Annotated in this window: 16 protein-coding genes; 9 read left to right on the forward strand and 7 right to left on the reverse strand. The window is 72.1% G+C overall.

Going from position 1 to position 17,685, the window contains the following annotated elements; genetic code table 11:
- The first annotated feature begins 50 nt into the window (after window positions 1-50).
- Window positions 51-2,225 (forward strand): bifunctional lysylphosphatidylglycerol flippase/synthetase MprF, encoded by a 2,175-nt coding sequence (locus tag L8M95_RS10055; protein ID WP_260486011.1) that lies wholly within the window; start codon window positions 51-53, stop codon window positions 2,223-2,225.
- Window positions 2,226-2,244: 19 nt separating this feature from the next.
- On the opposite strand, the gene L8M95_RS10060 is transcribed toward L8M95_RS10055, so the two are convergent.
- Both L8M95_RS10060 and L8M95_RS10065 read right to left on the reverse strand, forming a co-directional pair.
- Window positions 2,245-3,012 carry a dienelactone hydrolase family protein gene (locus tag L8M95_RS10060; protein ID WP_260486012.1) on the reverse strand — a complete coding sequence of 256 codons (768 nt, stop codon included), beginning with the start codon at window positions 3,010-3,012 and terminating at the stop codon, window positions 2,245-2,247.
- 80 nt (window positions 3,013-3,092) lie between these two features.
- Complete coding sequence (locus tag L8M95_RS10065) at window positions 3,093-4,829, reverse strand: phosphoenolpyruvate--protein phosphotransferase (protein ID WP_260486014.1); 1,737 nt, start codon at window positions 4,827-4,829, stop codon at window positions 3,093-3,095.
- Between the two features lie 140 nt (window positions 4,830-4,969).
- Between L8M95_RS10065 and L8M95_RS10070 the strand changes: the two genes are divergently transcribed.
- The 8 genes from L8M95_RS10070 (at window position 4,970) to L8M95_RS10105 (ending at window position 12,746) form a co-directional block, all read left to right on the forward strand.
- Window positions 4,970-5,737, forward strand: a complete 768-nt coding sequence (locus L8M95_RS10070; protein ID WP_260486015.1) for a DeoR/GlpR family DNA-binding transcription regulator — start codon at window positions 4,970-4,972, stop codon at window positions 5,735-5,737.
- The gene (locus tag L8M95_RS10075; protein WP_260486016.1) at window positions 5,734-6,693 is read left to right on the forward strand and encodes a 1-phosphofructokinase family hexose kinase; all 960 of its coding nucleotides are present in this window, start codon (window positions 5,734-5,736) and stop codon (window positions 6,691-6,693) included. Before L8M95_RS10070 ends, L8M95_RS10075 begins: the two co-directional genes overlap by 4 nt.
- A gap of 82 nt (window positions 6,694-6,775) precedes the next feature.
- Entirely contained in the window at window positions 6,776-8,869 is a 2,094-nt protein-coding gene (locus tag L8M95_RS10080; protein ID WP_260486017.1) for a fructose-specific PTS transporter subunit EIIC, read from the forward strand.
- Between the two features lie 74 nt (window positions 8,870-8,943).
- Window positions 8,944-9,201, forward strand: coding sequence for an HPr family phosphocarrier protein (locus tag L8M95_RS10085; protein ID WP_260486018.1), 258 nt, complete (start codon window positions 8,944-8,946; stop codon window positions 9,199-9,201).
- Entirely contained in the window at window positions 9,198-10,130 is a 933-nt protein-coding gene (locus tag L8M95_RS10090) for an NAD(P)H-binding protein (protein ID WP_260486019.1), read from the forward strand. Before L8M95_RS10085 ends, L8M95_RS10090 begins: the two co-directional genes overlap by 4 nt.
- Window positions 10,131-10,254: 124 nt before the next feature.
- Window positions 10,255-11,454 (forward strand): 12-oxophytodienoate reductase, encoded by a 1,200-nt coding sequence (locus L8M95_RS10095; protein ID WP_260486020.1) that lies wholly within the window; start codon window positions 10,255-10,257, stop codon window positions 11,452-11,454.
- 72 nt (window positions 11,455-11,526) lie between these two features.
- On the forward strand, window positions 11,527-12,024 hold the full coding sequence (locus tag L8M95_RS10100; RefSeq protein ID WP_260486021.1) for a carbonic anhydrase: 498 nt from the start codon (window positions 11,527-11,529) through the stop codon (window positions 12,022-12,024).
- 203 nt (window positions 12,025-12,227) lie between these two features.
- A complete protein-coding gene (locus L8M95_RS10105; RefSeq protein ID WP_260486022.1) occupies window positions 12,228-12,746 on the forward strand; it encodes an HdeD family acid-resistance protein in 519 nt (172 codons plus the stop codon).
- Window positions 12,747-12,930: 184 nt separating this feature from the next.
- Here the strand turns inward: L8M95_RS10105 and L8M95_RS10110 are convergent, their stop codons facing one another.
- From L8M95_RS10110 to L8M95_RS10130, 5 genes are all read right to left on the reverse strand, one after another.
- Window positions 12,931-14,391 carry an MFS transporter gene (locus tag L8M95_RS10110; RefSeq protein ID WP_260486023.1) on the reverse strand — a complete coding sequence of 487 codons (1,461 nt, stop codon included), beginning with the start codon at window positions 14,389-14,391 and terminating at the stop codon, window positions 12,931-12,933.
- A gap of 212 nt (window positions 14,392-14,603) precedes the next feature.
- Complete coding sequence (locus L8M95_RS10115) at window positions 14,604-15,167, reverse strand: dihydrofolate reductase family protein (protein ID WP_260486024.1); 564 nt, start codon at window positions 15,165-15,167, stop codon at window positions 14,604-14,606.
- A gap of 56 nt (window positions 15,168-15,223) precedes the next feature.
- Complete coding sequence (locus L8M95_RS10120) at window positions 15,224-15,520, reverse strand: glutamate ligase domain-containing protein (RefSeq protein WP_260486025.1); 297 nt, start codon at window positions 15,518-15,520, stop codon at window positions 15,224-15,226.
- On the reverse strand, window positions 15,517-16,023 hold the full coding sequence (locus L8M95_RS10125) for a Mur ligase domain-containing protein (RefSeq protein ID WP_260486026.1): 507 nt from the start codon (window positions 16,021-16,023) through the stop codon (window positions 15,517-15,519). The genes L8M95_RS10120 and L8M95_RS10125 overlap by 4 nt, the downstream gene beginning before the upstream one ends.
- Before the next feature lie 134 nt (window positions 16,024-16,157).
- A complete protein-coding gene (locus tag L8M95_RS10130) occupies window positions 16,158-17,549 on the reverse strand; it encodes an NAD(P)/FAD-dependent oxidoreductase (RefSeq protein ID WP_260486027.1) in 1,392 nt (463 codons plus the stop codon).
- Window positions 17,550-17,685 lie beyond the last annotated feature (136 nt).

Consider the following 17,685-nt stretch of genomic DNA (forward strand, 5'->3'; position numbering starts at 1 on the left):
CCATACTTGGACGACCCTGCCCCGCGCCGCGCGCCGCCCCGAAGGACCCCGTGAGCACCGACCAGATCGCCGAGAAGACCGACGAGCCCGCCTCGCCCCCACCCCTGGCCACCGCGGGCCGCGCGGTCGTCACGGCCGCGCGTCGACTCCCCGTCACGGCGGTGATCGTCGCCGCACTGCTCGTCACCGGCGTTGTGTTCGAGGCCCTCTTCCGCAGCGCCCGCCACGCCACGTGGTTCCCCGACGTCGCCTACGGGGTGCCCGCGCTGGAGGGCGGCCGCTGGTGGACGCTCGTCACCGGACCCTGGCTCGGGCTCACCCCACTCCAGCACCTGTCATTGTTGGTGCTGGTGGCGGCGGGGATCGGGATGGGCGAGTGGCGCCTGGGCCCGGCCCGGACGGCGTGGGCGGCGGCGGGCGGGCAGCTCATCGGGGTGCTCGGCGCGGTGGCCGTGATCGTTCCCGGCGACGCCGTCGGCTGGGCGTGGGCCACGGAATTGTCGGTGGTGCTGGACGTGGGCTGCTCGACCGCGGTGGTCGCCGTGCTGGCCGCCGCCTCGGCGACGCTCGTCTCGCCTTGGCGCCTGCGCGCGCGGGCGCTCCTCTACGGCTACGTGATCGTGTCGTTCCTGTTCGTCGGGAGCCTGGCCGACCTCACCCACCTGGTGGCGTTCGTCGTGTTCCTCGCCGTCGGCGAGAGGTTCTTCTCCCGCAGCGAGCACGGTCTGGGTCCCCGAACCCGGCGCGAGACCCGACTGCTGGCCTCGGCGGGCATGTGGTTCATCGCCGCGGTCCACGTGGTGGTGTACTTCCTCCCCTCCGACGGCCCACTCGGCCCCACCGAGGCCGAGGACGTGAACCTGGTCGGCATGCTCCTGTCCGTCCTCGTCGCCGCCGCGACCGCGGAGCTCCTCCGCCGCGGATACCGGGTCGCCTGGGGCGTGGCACTCGCGTATGCGCTGCTCACCGCTGCGGTCACCCTCGTCGTCACGGTCCTGGTCGTCGCCGCCGACTTCGAGTCGCTGGGCGCCGTCACCCTCGGCACCGGTCTGCTCTGGGTGGGCGAGGCCGTGCTGCTGGTGGTGGGCAGGGGCGCGTTCGGCGCGCGGGTGCGGCGACGGGTGACCGGGTCGCGCGTGCACTCCGACGACGTCGTCGAACGCGTCCGCGATCTCATCCGGGCCCACGGCGGCAGCACGATGTCGTGGATGATCACGTGGCAGCCGATGAATTACTTCTTCGGCGGAGGCGACGGCACCGCGGGCCCCGACTCGGCGGGCGTCGTGGGGTACCGGATGCACGTGGGCACCATCATCGCGCTGGCCGACCCGGTCGCCGACCCCGCCGATCGCGGCGTACTGCTGAGCTCGTTCGTCGACTTTGCCGAGGCGCAGGCGGCCGTCCCGTGCCTGTTCTCGGTGTCCGGGGAGACGGCCGACCGGATGCGCGCGCACGGGTGGCGGGCGCTGCAGATCGCCGAGGACACCATCATGGACCTGCCCGACCTGGAGTTCACGGGCAAGAAGTGGCAGAAGATCCGCTCCGCCATGAACAAGGCGTCCAAGAGCGGCACGACCTACGTCTCCGGTCTGCTGCGGGAGCAGCCGGCGGCGGTGTTGGCGCAGGTGCGGGAGATCTCCGAGCAGTGGGTCGGGGACAAGGAGCTGCCGGAGATGGGCTTCACGCTCGGCACGGTCGAGGAGGCGCTCGACGACGACGTGCGCATCGCGCTCGCCGTGGACTCGGGCGGGGTGGTCCAGGCCGCACTCTCCTGGCTGCCCGTCTACCGCGGCGGGCCCGACGGCGGCGTCCGCGGCTGGACCCTGGACCTCATGCGCAAGCGCAACGGCCCCGGTGCGAACAACATGGTCGAGTTCCTCATCGCCCGCTCCGCGCTGGAGTTCAAGGACGAGGGCGCCGACTACGTGTCGTTGTCCGGTGCCCCGTTGGCGCGAAGTGGCGACGACGACGACGAGGTGGCCGTTCTCGACCGCGGACTCGATCTGCTGGGTCAGGCACTCGAGCCCTACTACGGGTTCCGGTCGCTCCACCAGTTCAAGGCCAAGTTCAATCCGAGGATCGAACCCGTCTACCTGTGCTTCCGCGACGAGGCCGATCTGCCCCGGATCGGGGTGGCGATCGGTCGGGCGTACCTGCCGGGCGCGACGACCCGCCAGCTCGCGGCCCTGGCCCGCTCGGGGGCGTCCGAGACCGTCGACGTCTAGGTCGGGGCGCGCGTTCAGCTCACCCGCCGTGGCGGGCGAGGCGCCGGGCGAGGTGCTCGCGCAGGTCCTCGAAGTGCCGTTCGGCTGCAGTCGCGTCGTACATCGACGTGTCGGCCATCGAGTAGCCGTGCGGGGCGCCGGGGTAGACGTCCTGGTCCAAGGGCACACCGGATTCCCGGGCCAGGGACGCGATGACGTCCATCCCTTCCCGCGGCATTGACGGGTCGTCGTCGGCGTGCCGCAGCAGGACGGCGGCCCGGGTGGTCGCGAGACCGAGGTGCGGACTGTCGGGATCGTCCGTCGCGAGCCCGCCGCCGTGGAATCCGGCGACGGCGGCGACGCGGTCCGGGTGGTCCCCACCCGCGCGCAACGCGAGTCGCGCTCCCATGCAGTAGCCGACGACCCCGACCCCGGCCCCGACCGAGACCCCGGGCAGTGCCAGCAGTGCGTCCAGGTACGCGGCGGTGTCCGCCCGCGACCTCTCGGAGGTCAACGCGGCCATCCGGGGGAACGCGGTCTCGATGTACCGGTCGCGTTCGCCCGGTTCGCGCAGGTCCACGGTCGGGGCGAGGTCGTCGGCGGTGCCGGACCGGTAGAAGACGTTCGGGGCCAGGACGACGTAGCCCCAGCTCGCGATGCGGTCCGCCATCGCCCGGATCTGCGGCCGCAGGACGAAGATGTCCGGGAACAGCAGGACGCCCGGCAGGTCACGGTCGGCGCTTCCCGGCCGGGAGACGAACGCCTCGGCGTTGCCGTCGGCGGTGTCGATGGACAGATCCACGGTCATTCCGGTTCCCAGGCCCACAGTCGGTTCCCTTCCGTCGTCCCACACGCTGTGCGCCCGACGGTACAGCCGCTCGCGCGCGCTCAGTTCCGCGCCGCCAGCACCGCGTTCCTCGCGTCGAGCGCGGTGTCGCTGTCCAGCGCGAGTTCCGCGAGCCGCCTGCACTGTTCGAGCGTGACCCCCGCCAGGGCGGCCCCGACGAACGGCAGTGCCGCGGTGGCCACGGACAGTGAGCCGACCCCGAGTCCCAGCAGGACGCACGCCAGGTTCGGGTCGGCCGCCGCCTCACCGCACACCCCGACCGGGATCGCGCGGCCGTCCGGCGCCCGGCCCGCGGCGTCGGCCACCGCGCGGATGAGACGCAGCACGGCCGGCTGCCACGGATCGGTGAGCGAGGCCAGGTCGGAGGACATCCGGTCGGCCGCCATGACGTACTGCGTGAGGTCGTTGGTGCCGATCGACAGGAAGTCCACGTGCGGGAGGAACCTGTCGACGGCGACCGCGACCGAGGGCACCTCGACCATGATCCCGGGCGTCAGTCCGCGCCGGCGGCACCGGTCGGCGAAGTCGCGGGCCTCGTCGACGGTCGCGACCATGGGTGCCATCACCCACGGGGAGGACTGCGCCCCGCCCACCCGGTGGCCCGCCGCGGCGAGCGCATCGAGCTGCCGGTCGAGCAGCCCGCGGTCGATGAGGTCCACGCGGATTCCGCGGACCCCCAGTGCGGGGTTGTCCTCCTCCGTCATGCCCGCGAACGCCAGCGGCTTGTCCGAACCCGCGTCCAGGGTCCTGGTGACGACCCGGGTGTCGGGGAAGGCACCGAGCACCCGGGCGTAGAGGTCGACCTGCTCGTCGTGGGTCGGTTCGCTGGCCCGGTCGAGGAACGCGAGCTCGGTGCGGAACAGCCCGATCCCGCCGGCCGGGCCCGACGCCGCGTCCTCCGCGCCCGCGCCGTCCTGGACGTTGGCCAGCAACCGGATCGGGTGCCCGTCGGCGAGGACCGCGGGGCCGCTCCAGTCCGCGGCGACGGCCCGCGTGCGCCGGTCGGCCTCGGCGGCGGCCCGGGCGGAGCCCTCCTCGGGCTCGACGGTGACCGTTCCCGCGGCCGCGTCCACCAGGACCTGCGTCCCGTCCGCGACCGCGGCGAGTCCCCCGGCCGCGACCATGCACGGGATGCCGAGCTGCCGGGCGATGATCGCCGTGTGCGAGGTGGGGCCGCCGTGCTCACACACGATCGCGAGCACCATGGCGGGGTCGAGGGCGGCGGTGTCCGCGGGGGCGAGGTCGTCCGCCATGAGGACGCCCGGCTCGTCGAGGTCGGGGATGCCCGGCTCGGGCAGACCGCGCAGCTCGGCCACCACACGGGCGCAGATGTCGCGCAGGTCGGTGACGCGTTCGGCCTGCCGGCCACCGACCCGCGCGAACATCGCGGCGAAGGTCTCCGTGGCCGCCACGGTCGCGGCCTCGACCGCCGCGCCCTTCCTCAGCTCCTTCACCACCGCCTTGGCCCACCCGCGGTCCCGGGCGAGGACGGCGTTGGCGGACAGGACCTCGGCGCTGACGCCGGTGGCCAGGGCGGCTCGCTGGTCGAGGCGCCCGGCGACGGTGCGGGCCGCCGCGACGAAGCGTTCGCGGCCCGCCTCGACCTGCTGCTCGTCCGGCGGCACCGCACCCGCGTCCGCCGCGTCGCCCGCGGGGCCGGCCGCGGCACCGGGAGCCGGTGCGTCCGGCCGGATGACCCATCGGGCGGGTCCGTAGGCCAGTCCGGCGACCACGCCGGTGCCGCGGATGACCGCCCCGGCCTTCGACTGCTGCGTCATGGGAACTCCTAGCGGACCGGACACCCGCGTCCGGCCCAGTGGTGGGTTATGTGACGAGAATAACTAAATCGGCTTGACTTTCCAACCGTATCGGGCAGAATCCAACACAATCAGTCACTCAAACGAAGGTCGGTCCCCACATGTACGGCAGCGAGCGACGGCGGCACATCACCGAGGCACTGGCCGCCTCCGGGCGCGTCACCGTCGCCGATCTCGCCGCCGACCTCGACGTGAGCGCCGAGACGATCCGCCGCGACCTGTCGCTACTGGAATCGGAGGGCCAGCTCGAGCGCACCCACGGCGGGGCGGTGCCCGCGGTACCGGGCGGCCGCGTGGAGCGGACACTCGCCGCGCGGCGATCGGAGAACGTGGCCGCCAAGTCCGCGATCGGTCGGGCGGCGCTGCGTCTCCTACCCGCCGCGGGCGGCTCGGTCCTCCTCGACGCGGGCTCCACCACCGCGACCCTCGCGGAGTCGCTCCCCGCCGACCACGGCCTCACTCTGGTCACCAACTCGATCCCCATCGCGGACGGTCTGCACCGCGCGGCCACGGACGACCTCCACGTGCTCGGCGGATCGGTCCGGGGCCTCACCGGGGCGTGCGTGGGCCCGTCGGTGTTGCGGGCGTTGGACGCGATCAGGGTCGACGTGGCCTTCGTGGGCACCAACGGCCTCCACCCCGAACGCGGCCTCACCACCCAGGACCCGGACGAGGCGGCGGTCAAGAACGCCATGTGCCGGGCGGCCCGCAGGGTGGTCGCACTCGCGGACTCGAGCAAGGTCGGCCACGAGTTCCTGGTGTCGTTCGCCCCCCTGGACCGGATCGACATCCTGGTCACAGATGCTCCCCCACCGGCCGCACTGGCCGCCGCCTTGGACAACCACGGAATCGAGGTCGTGCTCCCATGATCGTCACGCTCACCATGAACCCGTCGGTGGACCGCACCGCGCAGCTGCCCGCACCGCTCGCCGTGGGCGGGGTCAACCGCATCGCGGCCGTCGACGACTCCCCCGGGGGCAAGGGCGTCAACGTCGCGCGGGTCCTCACCGCCGGAGGGGTCCGGACACAGGCGGTGTTCCCGGCCCCGGCCGCCGACCCGTTCGTGGCGATGTGTGCCGGGACCGGCATCACGACGACCGTGGTCCCCGCGGACGGCGCCGTGCGGATCAACCTCACCCTCGCCGATCCCGACGGCACCACGACGAAGATCAACGTCCCGGGTCCCGAGCTGGACACCGCCGCCCTGGACCGCGCGCGCTCCGCGGTCGCGGCCCTCGCGCGGGAGGCACGGTGGGTGGTGCTGTGCGGTTCCCTGCCGCGTGGCGTGCCGGACGACTTCTACGCCGACCTGGTCGGTGCACTCCGCCCGGCGGGCGCGCGCCTCGCCGTCGACACCTCCGACGCGCCGCTGGAGGCACTCGCCGCGCGACTCCCGGACGCGGCCCCCGACCTGGTCAAACCCAACGGCGAGGAACTCGGGCAGCTGGCCGGTGTCGACGGCACCGAGCTGGAGCGGCGCGCCGCCGACGGCGACACGACCCCCGTGGTGGAGGCCGCCAGGGCGTTGCGCGACCGGGGCGTGGGCGCAGCCCTGGTCACCCTCGGCGGGGCCGGTGCGGTCCTGGTCGACGACGGCGAGGCGTGGTTCGCGAACACCCCTGCCGTGCAGGTCAGGTCCACGGTGGGGGCCGGTGATTCCGCGCTCGCGGGATATCTGCTCGCCGAGGCCCGCGGCCTCCCGCCGCGGGACCGGCTCGTGTGGGCGGTCTGTCACGGGAGTGTGGCCGCCTCCCTGCCCGGCACCGGGCTGCCGCTCGGGCTCGACCCGTCCACGTTCCGCGCCACGGTGCGCAGGCTCGACTGATGTCCCCCGCCGGCGCCGCAGCCACCCGGCCCACACCCGACCCGTCTGAATCAGCACCCCTCACAGGACACGGAGTACGACCATGAACCAGCCGATCATCGAGACCGCCGCCGTGCGGCTCGACGCCGATCTGGGCGGCACCAAGCAGGAGGTGATCATGGCCCTGGCCCGGACCCTGGTCGATGCCGGCCGGGCCGACGATCACGACGCGCTCGTGCGCGACCTGATGGCCCGGGAGGACAAGGCGGCCACCGGCATGAAGGGCGGGATCGCCATCCCGCACTGCAAGTCCGAGGCGGTGTCCGCGCCGAGCCTGGCCTTCGCGCGGCTCGACCCGCCCGTGGACTTCGGGGCCAAGGACGGCCCCGCCGACCTCGTCCTCATGATCGGCGCGCCCGCCGGCGGCGGGAAGGAGCACCTGAAGCTGCTGGCCACGCTCGCGCGCAATCTCGTGCGGTCCGAGTTCGTGGACTCCCTCCGGTCCGCGGCCACCCCCGACGAGGCGGTCGCGGTCATCGAGGGGGTGCTCACGGCGGAGCCGAAGACCTCGGCGGCTTCGTCGTCGCCGTCGTCGTCGTCACCCGGGTCCCCCGCGGCTGCGTCCTCGGCGGCGGCACCGGCCCGCGTGGTCGCGGTGACCGCCTGCCCCACCGGCATCGCCCACACCTACATGGCCGCCGACTCGCTCGCGCAGGCGGCGGAGGCGCGCGGCGTGGAGCTGCACGTGGAGACCCAGGGCTCGGCCGGCGCCACCCCTCTCGACCCGGCGGTGATCGAGGCCGCCGACGCGGTCGTGTTCGCCACCGACGTCGGGGTGCGCGACCGCGGCCGGTTCGCCGGCAAACCCGTCGTCGAGTACGGGGTGAAGAAGGCGATCGACGCGCCCGACCAGGTCCTCGACGAGGCGCTGGCCGCGGCCCGTGACCCGCAGGCCCGCCGTGTGTCGGCCGAGGCCGGGTCCGGTTCGGGATCGTCGGGGTCGGCGTCGTCCGGCTCGGACGAGCACTGGGCCCGGGGCCTCCAGCGGGCGGTCATGACCGGGGTGTCCTACATGATCCCGTTCGTCGCAGCCGGCGGCCTGCTGCTCGCGCTCGGATTCCTGTTCGCGGGCTACGACGTGGCGTTCGTGTGGGAGGAGCTGGCCACCGGCTACTCGCTCACCGAGCTGCCCGGGGAGGTGTGGTACCTCGACGGCGAGATCGTCTCGGCCGGAACCGCCGGTGCAGAGGCCCTCACCCACGCGGGCCTGCGCCTCTACATCGGTGCAGTGCTGTTCGCGATCGGCCAGGCGGCGATGGGCTTCATGATCGCCGTGCTGTCGGGGTACATCGCCTACGGGCTCGCCGACCGTCCCGGCATCGCGCCCGGCTTCGTCGGTGGCGCGCTGTCGGCCACCCTCGGCGCCGGGTTCATCGGCGCGCTCGTCACCGGCATCCTCGCCGGCTACCTCGTGCGGTGGATGACCACCTGGAAGACCCCGCGTTGGCTCGCCGGCCTCATGCCCGTGGTGCTCATCCCGCTGATCGGGTCGCTCGCGATCGGTCTGCTGATGTTCCTGTTGCTCGGCCGTCCCCTGGCCGCGCTGACCGAGTCCATGGAGTCCTGGCTCAGCGGCATGACCGGGTCCTCGGTGATCCTGCTGGGCGTGATCCTGGGTCTGATGATGTGCTTCGACCTGGGCGGGCCCGTCAACAAGGCGGCATACACGTTCGCCACCGCCGGACTGGTCGCCGACAACCCCGCGACGCTGCGGATCATGGCCGCGGTGATGGCCGCCGGCATGGTCCCGCCGCTGGCGATGGGCCTGGCGACGGTCGTGCGCAAGCGGCTGTTCAGCCCGGTCGAGCAGGAGAACGGCCGCGCCGCGTTCCTGCTGGGCGCGAGCTTCATCTCCGAGGGCGCCATCCCGTTCGCCGCCGCCGACCCGCTGCGCGTGATCCCGTCGATGATGGCCGGCGGCGCCGTGACCGGTGCGCTGATCATGGCGTTCTCCGTGGAGTCGTACGCGCCCCACGGCGGCCTGTTCGTGGTGTTCGCCATCAACCCGGTCTGGGGCTACCTCCTGGCGATCCTCGCCGGGACCCTGGTGGCGTGCGCGGCCGTGGTGGCCGCCAAGACGGCCCGCCGCGACCCCACCCCGACCCCGGTCGCCTCGGCCCAGCCGGTCGCGGCCTGAGGCCGGAGCCTGCACGATGGCGGGAACGTCCCGTCATCGGAACGCCCCACCACCGCGTAGGAGAAGGAGACACCATGCCCAGCACCACCGTCACCGTCGGATCCGCCGAGGGCCTGCACGCCCGCCCGGCGGGGATCATCGCCGAGGCCGCCGAGAAGTACGAGACGGACATCGAGATCGCCTACGGCGAGGAGGAGGCCGACGCCGCCTCCGCCATGCTCATCATGGCCCTCGGGGCCGAGGAGGGCGCCCAGGTCACGGTGAGCGGTGAGAACGCCGACGCGGTGGCCGAGATCGCCGCCCTCATCGAGCAGGACCTCGACGCGGAGTGACCGTCCTCGTCGTCGGATCCGGCGGGTACCTGGGCTCGCGGTTGGTCCCCGCCCTGCTCGCACGCGGCCACCGCGTGCGAGCAGGGGTGTCCGATCCGCGTCGGGCGGTGGAGCACGCCTGGTCGGACCGGGTCGAGACGGTGCACTCCGACGTTCTCGACCCGTCCTGCCTCGCGGACGCCCTCGACGGGGTCGACGACGTGGTGTACCTGGTCCACCGCATGGGCGCCGGCCCCGATTTCCGGCGGGAGGACGCGGCGGGTGCCGTCGCGATGCGCCAGGCGATGGCGGCCGCGGGCACACGGCGGTGCTCCTACGTCTCCGGGCTGGCACCCTCCGGCGGCGATCGACCCGCGTTGTCCCGGCACATGGCGTCCCGGCTCGAGGTGGAGTCGCTGCTGTCCGCCGGGCCCACTCCCGTGTTCACCCTGCGGGCCGGGGTGATCCTCGGTGCCGGCTCGGCGAGCTTCGAGGTCCTGCGCACGCTGTGCGAACTGCTCCCCGTCCAGCCGGTGCCGCGGTGGATGCGCAATCGTAGGGTCGAACCCGTCGCCGAACGCGACGTGGTGGAGGCCCTGTGCCGGTCCCTGGACGGCGAGCCCCGCACCGGCCACGCGGACCTCGGCTGCGGCGAGGCCCTGACCTACCCCGCCCTGCTCGCCCGCTACTCCCGCCTCGCCGGACTGGCCACGGTGCGGGTGCCGGTGCCCGGGCTGCCGTGGGACCTCGTCGCCGCGGGACTCTCGCCCCTGGTGGAACAGGACGGCGCCACGGTCGGCGCACTGATCGAGAGCCTGCAACACGACATGGTGGTCGGCGAACCGGCCACGGGGGTGTTCCCCGAGGGCTGGGTGATGACGGGGGTCGACGAGGCCATCCGTCTCGCGCTCGACGGGGGCCCCGGTCACGGCCCCGGCGGTGGGCCCTGACGGGGTTTTCCCCGCGCATCGGCTGCCGGACCGGCTATCATTGACACATGTCAACCGGTGCGGGGCGGCGCTGCCGTGCCCCGGCACCGACTCCACGAACAGAAACCATGAGGTCGAGCCCGCGATGACGCCTTCCGTCGCCCCCGGTCGTGAGCCGCTGTTCCGCCCCCTCGCGGTCCGCTCCCTCGCGCTGTCCAACCGCCTCGTCATGTCCCCCATGACCCGCATGGGCTGCCCAGGCGGCCTGCCCGACGAGGTCAACCGCGACTACTACGCCGCCCGCGCGGCCGGCGGGACCGGGCTCGTCGTCACCGAGGGGATCGGCGTGGACCACCCGACCTCGGTCGACCACTCGGGGATCCCCCGCCTGGACACGCCGGAATCCGTGGCGGCCTGGCGCGTGGTCACCGATGCCGTCCACGCCGCCGGCGGGCGGATCATCGCCCAGCTGTGGCACGTCGGTCCGCTCTGGGGCGCCAACGCCCGCTTCGACCGCGATCACCGCGACCGGCTGATGGAGATGCACCCCATGCGCCCGTCCGGCCGATGGGGCACGCCGGGCGTCACCACGTACTCCGAGCGCAGCGTCGCCCGGTGGTCGCCCGAGGTCGCACCCATGACCGACGGCGACATCACCGAGGTGATCGACGCGTTCGCCCGCTCCGCCCGACTGGCGATCGACGCCGGGTTCGACGGCGTGACGCTGCACGGCGGCCACGGCTACCTGCTCGACGCGTTCGTCTGGGCCGACACCAACCGCCGCACCGACGACTGGGGCGGTGACCTGGCCGCGCGCAGCCGTTTCCCCGCAGCCGTGGTCGCGGCGGTCCGTGGGGCGATCGGCCCCGAGGCGCCGCTGTTCTACCGGTTCTCGCAGCACACACAGCAGGACTACACCGTCCGCAAGGCGGCCACTCCCGATGAACTGGGCGTCTACCTGGGTGCGCTCACCGAGGCGGGCGCCGACCTGTTCGACGCCTCGACCAGGCGGTTCAGCGACCCGGCCTTCCCCGACCTGGGAGGCGACGACGGCGAGGTGACCCTGGCCGGGTGGGCCCGCAGGCTCACCGGCAAGCCGAGCGGCGCGGTGGGCGGGGTGGGGATCGGGACGTCCCTGCGCGAGCAGAAGTCGGGCACGCCCGCGATCGCAGCAGACAACATCGACGCGGTCGTGGAGTGCCTGGAGCGCGGCGAGTTCGACCTCATCTCCGTGGGCCGACTCCACCTGGCCGACCCCGCGATCGCCCGGGTCCTGCGCGGCGCCGGGCCGCTGCCGGAGTTCGTCCGCGAGGTCCACGAGATGCCGTTGCGCGCGCCCGCCTGACCCGGCGTGCGGGTTTCCGGCGGCGAGAAACGAACCCTGGCCGGCCCGTTGAATCGGGACTAGCCTTCGGCCATGACCGTCACCGATGAACTGCTCGAGGCCGCCAGGGCCTACCAGGCCGGGTTCGACAAGGGCGATCTGCCCATGCCCCCCGGCCGCAAGATCGCCGTGGTCGCCTGCATGGACGCCCGCCTCAACCCCTACGGCCTGCTGGGCCTGACCGAGGGCGACGCCCACGTCATCCGCAACGCCGGCGGGGTCGTCACCGACGACGTCCTGCGCTCGCTGACGATCAGCCAACGCCTCCTCGGCACCGAGGAGATCGTCCTGATCCACCACACGGACTGCGGGATGCTCACCTTCCGCGACGACGACTTCAAGGACCGGGTCCAGGCCGACACCGGACTGCGGCCCCGCTGGGCCCCGGAGTCGTTCCCCGAGCCGGAGGCGGACGTGCGCCAGTCCATCGCCCGGGTCGAGTCCGACCCGTTCCTGCTCCACGCCACCGCCGTCCGCGGCTTCGTCTACGACGTCGGCACCGGCGAACTGCGCGAGGTCGCCCGCGACTGACACCCGGACACGCGATCCCGGGAGACGCTCGAGGGATCCGCCCCGGCCGAGTCACGTCAACAGGGTCCGCGAGCTCCCTTCCCGGCAGGTGGCGATCGGCCTACGCTGAAAGTTCCTTCACTCAGCGCCGGGCCACCCCGGCGATCCCGATCGGAGCTCACGCCGTGTCCGCACCCAGTCACACTGCCGAGAACACTCGTTCCGTGAACCCGTTCCGCGTCGCCCTGCTGATCGGAGGCCTCATCGCCGTCGGGTTCGGCATCGCCGTCCTCGTCTGGCCCGTCAAGACCGCCCTCGCCGTGACCGGCGTGCTCGCCGTCTACGCGATCCTCGCCGGTCTCGTCTACATCGCCGTCGCCGTCGTCGCCACATGGCAGAGCACCGGAAGCCGCATCGGTCACGGGTTGCTGGGCCTGCTGTTCATTCTCGCCGGGGCGTACGCGTTCGCCTCCCTCCAAGAATCCGCGGTCTTTCTCGCACTGTTCGTCACGATCATGATCGGCGTCATGTGGATCGTGGAGGGCTTCACGGCGCTGTTCACCCTCGGCGAGACGGGATCGACCGCCGTGACGGTCCTGTTCGCGATCATCTCGGTCCTCGCCGGCTTCGCCCTGCTCAGCACCCCGGTGTGGGGCGCGGGATTCCTCTGGTGGCTCTTCGCGATCTCGCTGCTCGTGCTCGGGATCCTCAACGTGGTGCGTGCGTTCCCGCTGAGGAGTTGACCCCGTGGGCCGGCGTCGCGCAACCGTCCCGGGAGGGCGGGCCTGCGACTGCGTTGGGGAACTGCGGCCACGACCGGCCTGCTGCCGACCGACGTCCTCGGCGGCCTCTCCTGATCGGTCCGGACAACGCAGAAGGCCCCGGGACCACATCGGTCCCGGGGCCTTCCCTCGCGAGGGCTGGTCCTCAGGAGGTCCGGACGCCGGCCTGCGTCTCGCCCGCAGACGATGCTCCGGGGCCGGTCTCGTCCGAGTACAGGGAGGTCTTGCTGGTCTCCGGCGCCAAGACCAGCGAGATGATGGTGAGCACGCTAAGCCCGACCAGGTAGTAGCCGACGTAGGCGACCGAGTAGTTCTGCACCAGCCACACCGCGACGAACGGGGTGAGCGCCGCACCCAGGATCGCGGAGAAGTTGTACGCCACCCCCGAGCCCGTGTAGCGGGTGTTGGTGGGGAACAGCTCGGGCAGCACGGCGGACATCGGCCCGAAGGTCAGGCCCATGAGCATCATGCCCACGCACAGGAACAGCAGCATGCGGGTCACGTCGAGGTCGTCGCCCGTCCCCATCGCCTCCGGCTCGAGCCACCACCCGAAGCTCAGACCGAACAGGATGATCGCGGCGGTGACGCCGATGAGCATCCGGCGGCGTCCGAGCAGGTCGGCCAGCCAGCCGGCGATCGGGACGAACGCGGCGAACAGCAGGATCGCGATCACCTGGATGATGAGGAACGACTGGTACCCGTAGCCGAGCCCGCCGGCGTCCGCGTCACCGATCGCGAACGACAGGATCCACGTGGTCATCAGGTAGAACAGGCCGTAGGTGGCCAGCATGATGAACGTGCCGAGGATGATCTCCCACCAGTTCTTGCGGAACACCTCCGAGACCGGGGTCTTGACCCGCTCGTTGTTGACGATCGCGCGGGCGAAGACCGGGGTCTCCTCGATGCGCAGCCGCACGTAGAGGCCGACACCGACCATGACGATCGACAACAGGAACGGCAGGCGCCAACCCCACACCAGGAACGGGTCGTCCAGATCGGCCGCGGTGGAGTCGTACGAGAACCAGATCGTCAGCAGCAGGAAGATGCCGTTGGCCAGGATGAAGCCGAACGGTGCGCCGAGCTGCGGCCACATCGCCGCGAACGCCCGCTTGCCCGGTTGCGCCGTCTCGGACGCCAGGAGCGCGGCGCCCGACCACTCGCCACCGAGGCCGATGCCCTGGAAGAAGCGCAGGATCGTCAGCATCGCCGGTGCCCACAGGCCGATCTGGTGGATCGTCGGCAGCAGGCCGATGAGGAATGTGGCGATACCCATGGTCAGCAGCGCGCCGACCAGCGTGACCTTGCGACCCAGGCGGTCCCCGTAGTGGCCGAAGACGATGGACCCGAGCGGCCGCGCGATGAACGCCGTGCCGAACGTGGCCATCGAGGCCAGCAGAGCGGTTCCGGAGTCACCGCCCGCGAAGAACAGCAGCGGGAAGACCGATACCGCGGCCGTGGCGAAGATGTAGAAGTCGTAGAACTCGATCGTGGTACCGATGAGCGAGGCGAGGATGATCCGTCGCCGGGGCACCGGCTCGGCCGAGATCGTCTCGGTGACCGCGGTACCCGTCCCGTGGGGTTCGGTGGACCCGTCCGGCGTTGCCATGTTCCTCCTAGGGCGTCAGGCGGAGAGTGCCGACGACCGTCGACCGCGACAAGGCTAGGCGGTCAAGTGATGTCGGTCACCCTGCCCGGTGATGGTTGTGCAGGTGGCACAGATCAGCCCATCGATTTTCGCGACGGCTGCGCACGGTGTCCAATCGCAGTCCCCGCCCTCGATGCTCGTGGGGGTGAGGGCGGGTGAGGTGGTGACCCGGCTCAGCGCCTCCGGTAGTGCGAATAGGCGGTTCCGTTCTCGAAGACGCGGTGATCGACGAGCTCCAGATCCAGCGTCGCGTCCGGGGGCAGGGCACGGAGCCCGCCGCCCACCACCCGGGGGACGACGAACAACTTGAAGTCGGAGACCACCCCGGCCCGGATCGCCTCCGCCGCCGTGGTGGGCCCGAAGATCTCGACCTCGCCCGGGGCTTCGTCGACGATGCGGCGCAGCGTGTCCAGGCCGAGTCGAGGGACCAGGCGATCGCGCTCGGACACGAGATTCTCGACGGTCAGCGTCGAGGAGACCACTGTCCGCGGGATCGATTTCCACCGTCGCGCGAACTCGTGCTCGTCAGGACTCCACGAATCGTCCTCGGGCGGGGCCTGCCAGTACTCCATCAGCTGGTAGGTGCGCCGCCCGAGCACCTCGTGGACCACCGGCTCGAGGCGTTCCACGTGGAACCGGAACACCTCCCCGCTCGGGGCGGACCAGTTGAAGTCTCCGTCTGCGTCCGCGGCGTAACCGTCGACGGAGACGGTCGCGGTGAATGTCAGCGTGCCCATGTCCGCCCTCCGGAACTCGTCAGCGTTGAGGGAGAGCGTAGTGCCGTCGGCGGTCTCTAGGCTGAGCGTTTCCCGCGCTTCCCGGTTCCGCCCGCGGCGATGGCCTGCCGCAGGCGGGTGAGGTCGTCGAAGCGCTCCGGTCGCGAACCGAAACGCCGGTTGCTCTCACTGCCCCGCCCCGCGATGACCACCACGTCGTCCGGTTCCGCGGCGGCCACGGCGAGTGCGAGGGCCCGGTCCCTGTCCGGTTCCTCGACGACCTCGGCGGAACCCGCCTCCCGGGCGCCCGCGAGAACCTCGGCGCGCAGGGTGGCGGGATCCTCGTCCTCCGGGCTCTCGTCGGTGACGATCACCAGGTCGGCGAAGGTCGCCGCCGTGCGGCCGAGGGGGCCGTGGTCTCGCCTGCCGCGGCGAGGCCCGCCTCGAGGAAGTGCGACGTGCTGGTCTTGCCGTTGGTCCCCGTCACACCGAAGACGCGGAGTCGGGCGGAGGGGCACCCGTGGAACCAGGAGGACAGCGGGCCGCTCACCGCCCGCGGGTCGTCGACGACCAGGGTCGGCAGCACGGACGACGGCCGGTCGCTGATCACGACCACGGCGCCCGCGGCCGCAGCCTGACTGTCGAAATCCAGGCCGTGGTGGCGCAGGCCCCCGACGGCGAGGTAGGCGTGACCGGGCGCGACAGTGCGGGAGTCGTCCGTGATGTCGAGGACGACGGCGTCGCCGACCGAGGGATCGCCGACCAGTGGCGCGCCGAGGTGACGCGCGAGGTCCCCGACCGTGAGCGAGGACCGCGTCCGCACCGTGTGGCACCCCGGATCCGTGAGCGACGGGACGTCGCCCGGTGTTCTGCCCACCCGCTCTCCTTCCGCGTGGAGTCGTCGGCTGCCACGGTCCCACCCCGGGCAGCCCCCCGCGACCGGTGAGAACGCGGGCAGCACGAGGTGGAGGAGTGGCGGCCGGCCTCGACCGGGACCGGTGGGCCGGAGCGTCAGCCGCCGGACGCGCGCTCGGCGTCGCGCCGGTCTCGCTCCTGCGCCTCGGCGATGGCCTGACGCGCATAGACCCACCGGGCGGTGGAGTTCAGGTGCGAGCGGTGGTCACCGATGTGCATTCCCCAGGACAGCAGGGTGATGACGCGGTTCCTGAATCCGATGAGGAAGGCCAGGTGCACCACCAGCCACAGGACCCAGGCGACGAAGCCGTGGAACTCGAACGGCCCGATCTTGGCGACCGCGCTGTAGCGCGAGACCGTGGCCATCGACCCCTTGTCGAAGTACTTGAACGGCGGGCGCTCGGCCGGGGACCGTCCCCCCTCGACCTCGCGGACGATCTGCTTGGCGACGTACTTGCCGCCCTGGATGGCGACGGGGGAGACGCCCGGCAGGTTGTCGAGACTGATCATGTCGCCGATCACGAAGATCTCCGGGTGCCCGGGTAGCGAGAGGTCCTTGTTCACGAGGACCCGGCCGGCCCGGTCCACCTCGGCGCTGGTCTGGTCGGCGAGCATCCTGCCCAGTGGGCTCGCCTGGACGCCGGCCGACCAGATCTTGCAGGTCGTGTCGATCCGACGCAGGGATCCGTCCGGGTCCTTGACCTCGATCCCGCTGTAGTCCACGTCCGTCACCATGGCGTTGAGCTGGATCTCCACACCCAACTCCTCCAGCCGCCTGCGGGCGGCGTTACCGAGTCTGGCGCCGAAGGGCGGGAGGACGGCCGGGGCGGCGTCGACGAGGATGATGCGGGCCCGGGCCGGGTCGATCCGCCGGAAACTGTCCTTCAGGGTCCGCTGTGCGAGTTCAGCGATCTGTCCGGCCATCTCCACGCCGGTGGGGCCGGCGCCCACCACGACGAAGGTGAGGAGGCGACGACGTTCCGCCTCGTCCTCCGTCACCTCGGCCTGCTCGAAGCAGCCCATGATCCGGCTCCGCAGCTCCAGCGCGTCGTCGATGGACTTCATGCCGGGTGCCCAGCGTTCGAAGTGGTCGTTGCCGAAGTAGGACTGGTTGGCTCCGGCGGCGACGATGAGACTGTCGTACTCGAGCTCGAAGTCCACGTGACCGGCGGTGGCGTGGATGGTCCGGGTGGCCACATCGATCCGGTCGACGTCACCGAGGGCGACGGTGGCGTTCTTCTGGTCCCGGAGGACCAGCCGCGTGGACGGCGCGATCTCGCCGACGGACAGGATGCCGGTGGCCACCTGGTACAACAGCGGCTGGAAGAGGTGGTGACCGGTCCTGGCGACCAGGGTTACGTCCACGTCCGCCTTCTCGAGCGCGCGCGCTGCGGCCAGCCCGCCGAATCCGGACCCGATGATGACCACGCGGTGGCGCCCACCCCCCGGTGCGTGGGCACCCGTCACCTGCTGAGAGTTCACGGCCATAGCGCCTCCTCGACCCGTAGCTGTCCGGGTTCCGATCCCGGTGGGACTCACCTCAGCCAAGCCTAGACCGGACGACCCGGCCGGGGTCCCGAGCAGCAGAACCGTCCCGAACCCGGCGCATCCCCCGTGACATCGG

Source organism: Dietzia sp. B32 (genome assembly GCF_024732245.1).
In the GTDB taxonomy this organism is placed as follows: Bacteria; Actinomycetota; Actinomycetes; order Mycobacteriales; family Mycobacteriaceae; genus Dietzia.

Bases quoted from the DNA above. Each gene is read 5' to 3' on its own strand.
- L8M95_RS10095 (WP_260486020.1), top strand. From the start codon at position 10,255: ATGACGCCTTCCGTCGCCCCCGGTCGTGAGCCGCTGTTCCGCCCCCTC.
- L8M95_RS10075 (WP_260486016.1), top strand. From the start codon at position 5,734: ATGATCGTCACGCTCACCATGAACCCGTCGGTGGACCGCACCGCGCAG.
- L8M95_RS10060 (WP_260486012.1), bottom strand. From the start codon at position 3,012: ATGACCGTGGATCTGTCCATCGACACCGCCGACGGCAACGCCGAGGCG.
- L8M95_RS10065 (WP_260486014.1), bottom strand. From the start codon at position 4,829: ATGACGCAGCAGTCGAAGGCCGGGGCGGTCATCCGCGGCACCGGCGTG.
- L8M95_RS10115 (WP_260486024.1), bottom strand. From the start codon at position 15,167: ATGGGCACGCTGACATTCACCGCGACCGTCTCCGTCGACGGTTACGCC.
- L8M95_RS10110 (WP_260486023.1), bottom strand. From the start codon at position 14,391: ATGGCAACGCCGGACGGGTCCACCGAACCCCACGGGACGGGTACCGCG.
- L8M95_RS10080 (WP_260486017.1), top strand. From the start codon at position 6,776: ATGAACCAGCCGATCATCGAGACCGCCGCCGTGCGGCTCGACGCCGAT.
- L8M95_RS10130 (WP_260486027.1), bottom strand. From the start codon at position 17,549: ATGGCCGTGAACTCTCAGCAGGTGACGGGTGCCCACGCACCGGGGGGT.
- L8M95_RS10070 (WP_260486015.1), top strand. From the start codon at position 4,970: ATGTACGGCAGCGAGCGACGGCGGCACATCACCGAGGCACTGGCCGCC.
- L8M95_RS10100 (WP_260486021.1), top strand. From the start codon at position 11,527: ATGACCGTCACCGATGAACTGCTCGAGGCCGCCAGGGCCTACCAGGCC.
- L8M95_RS10085 (WP_260486018.1), top strand. From the start codon at position 8,944: ATGCCCAGCACCACCGTCACCGTCGGATCCGCCGAGGGCCTGCACGCC.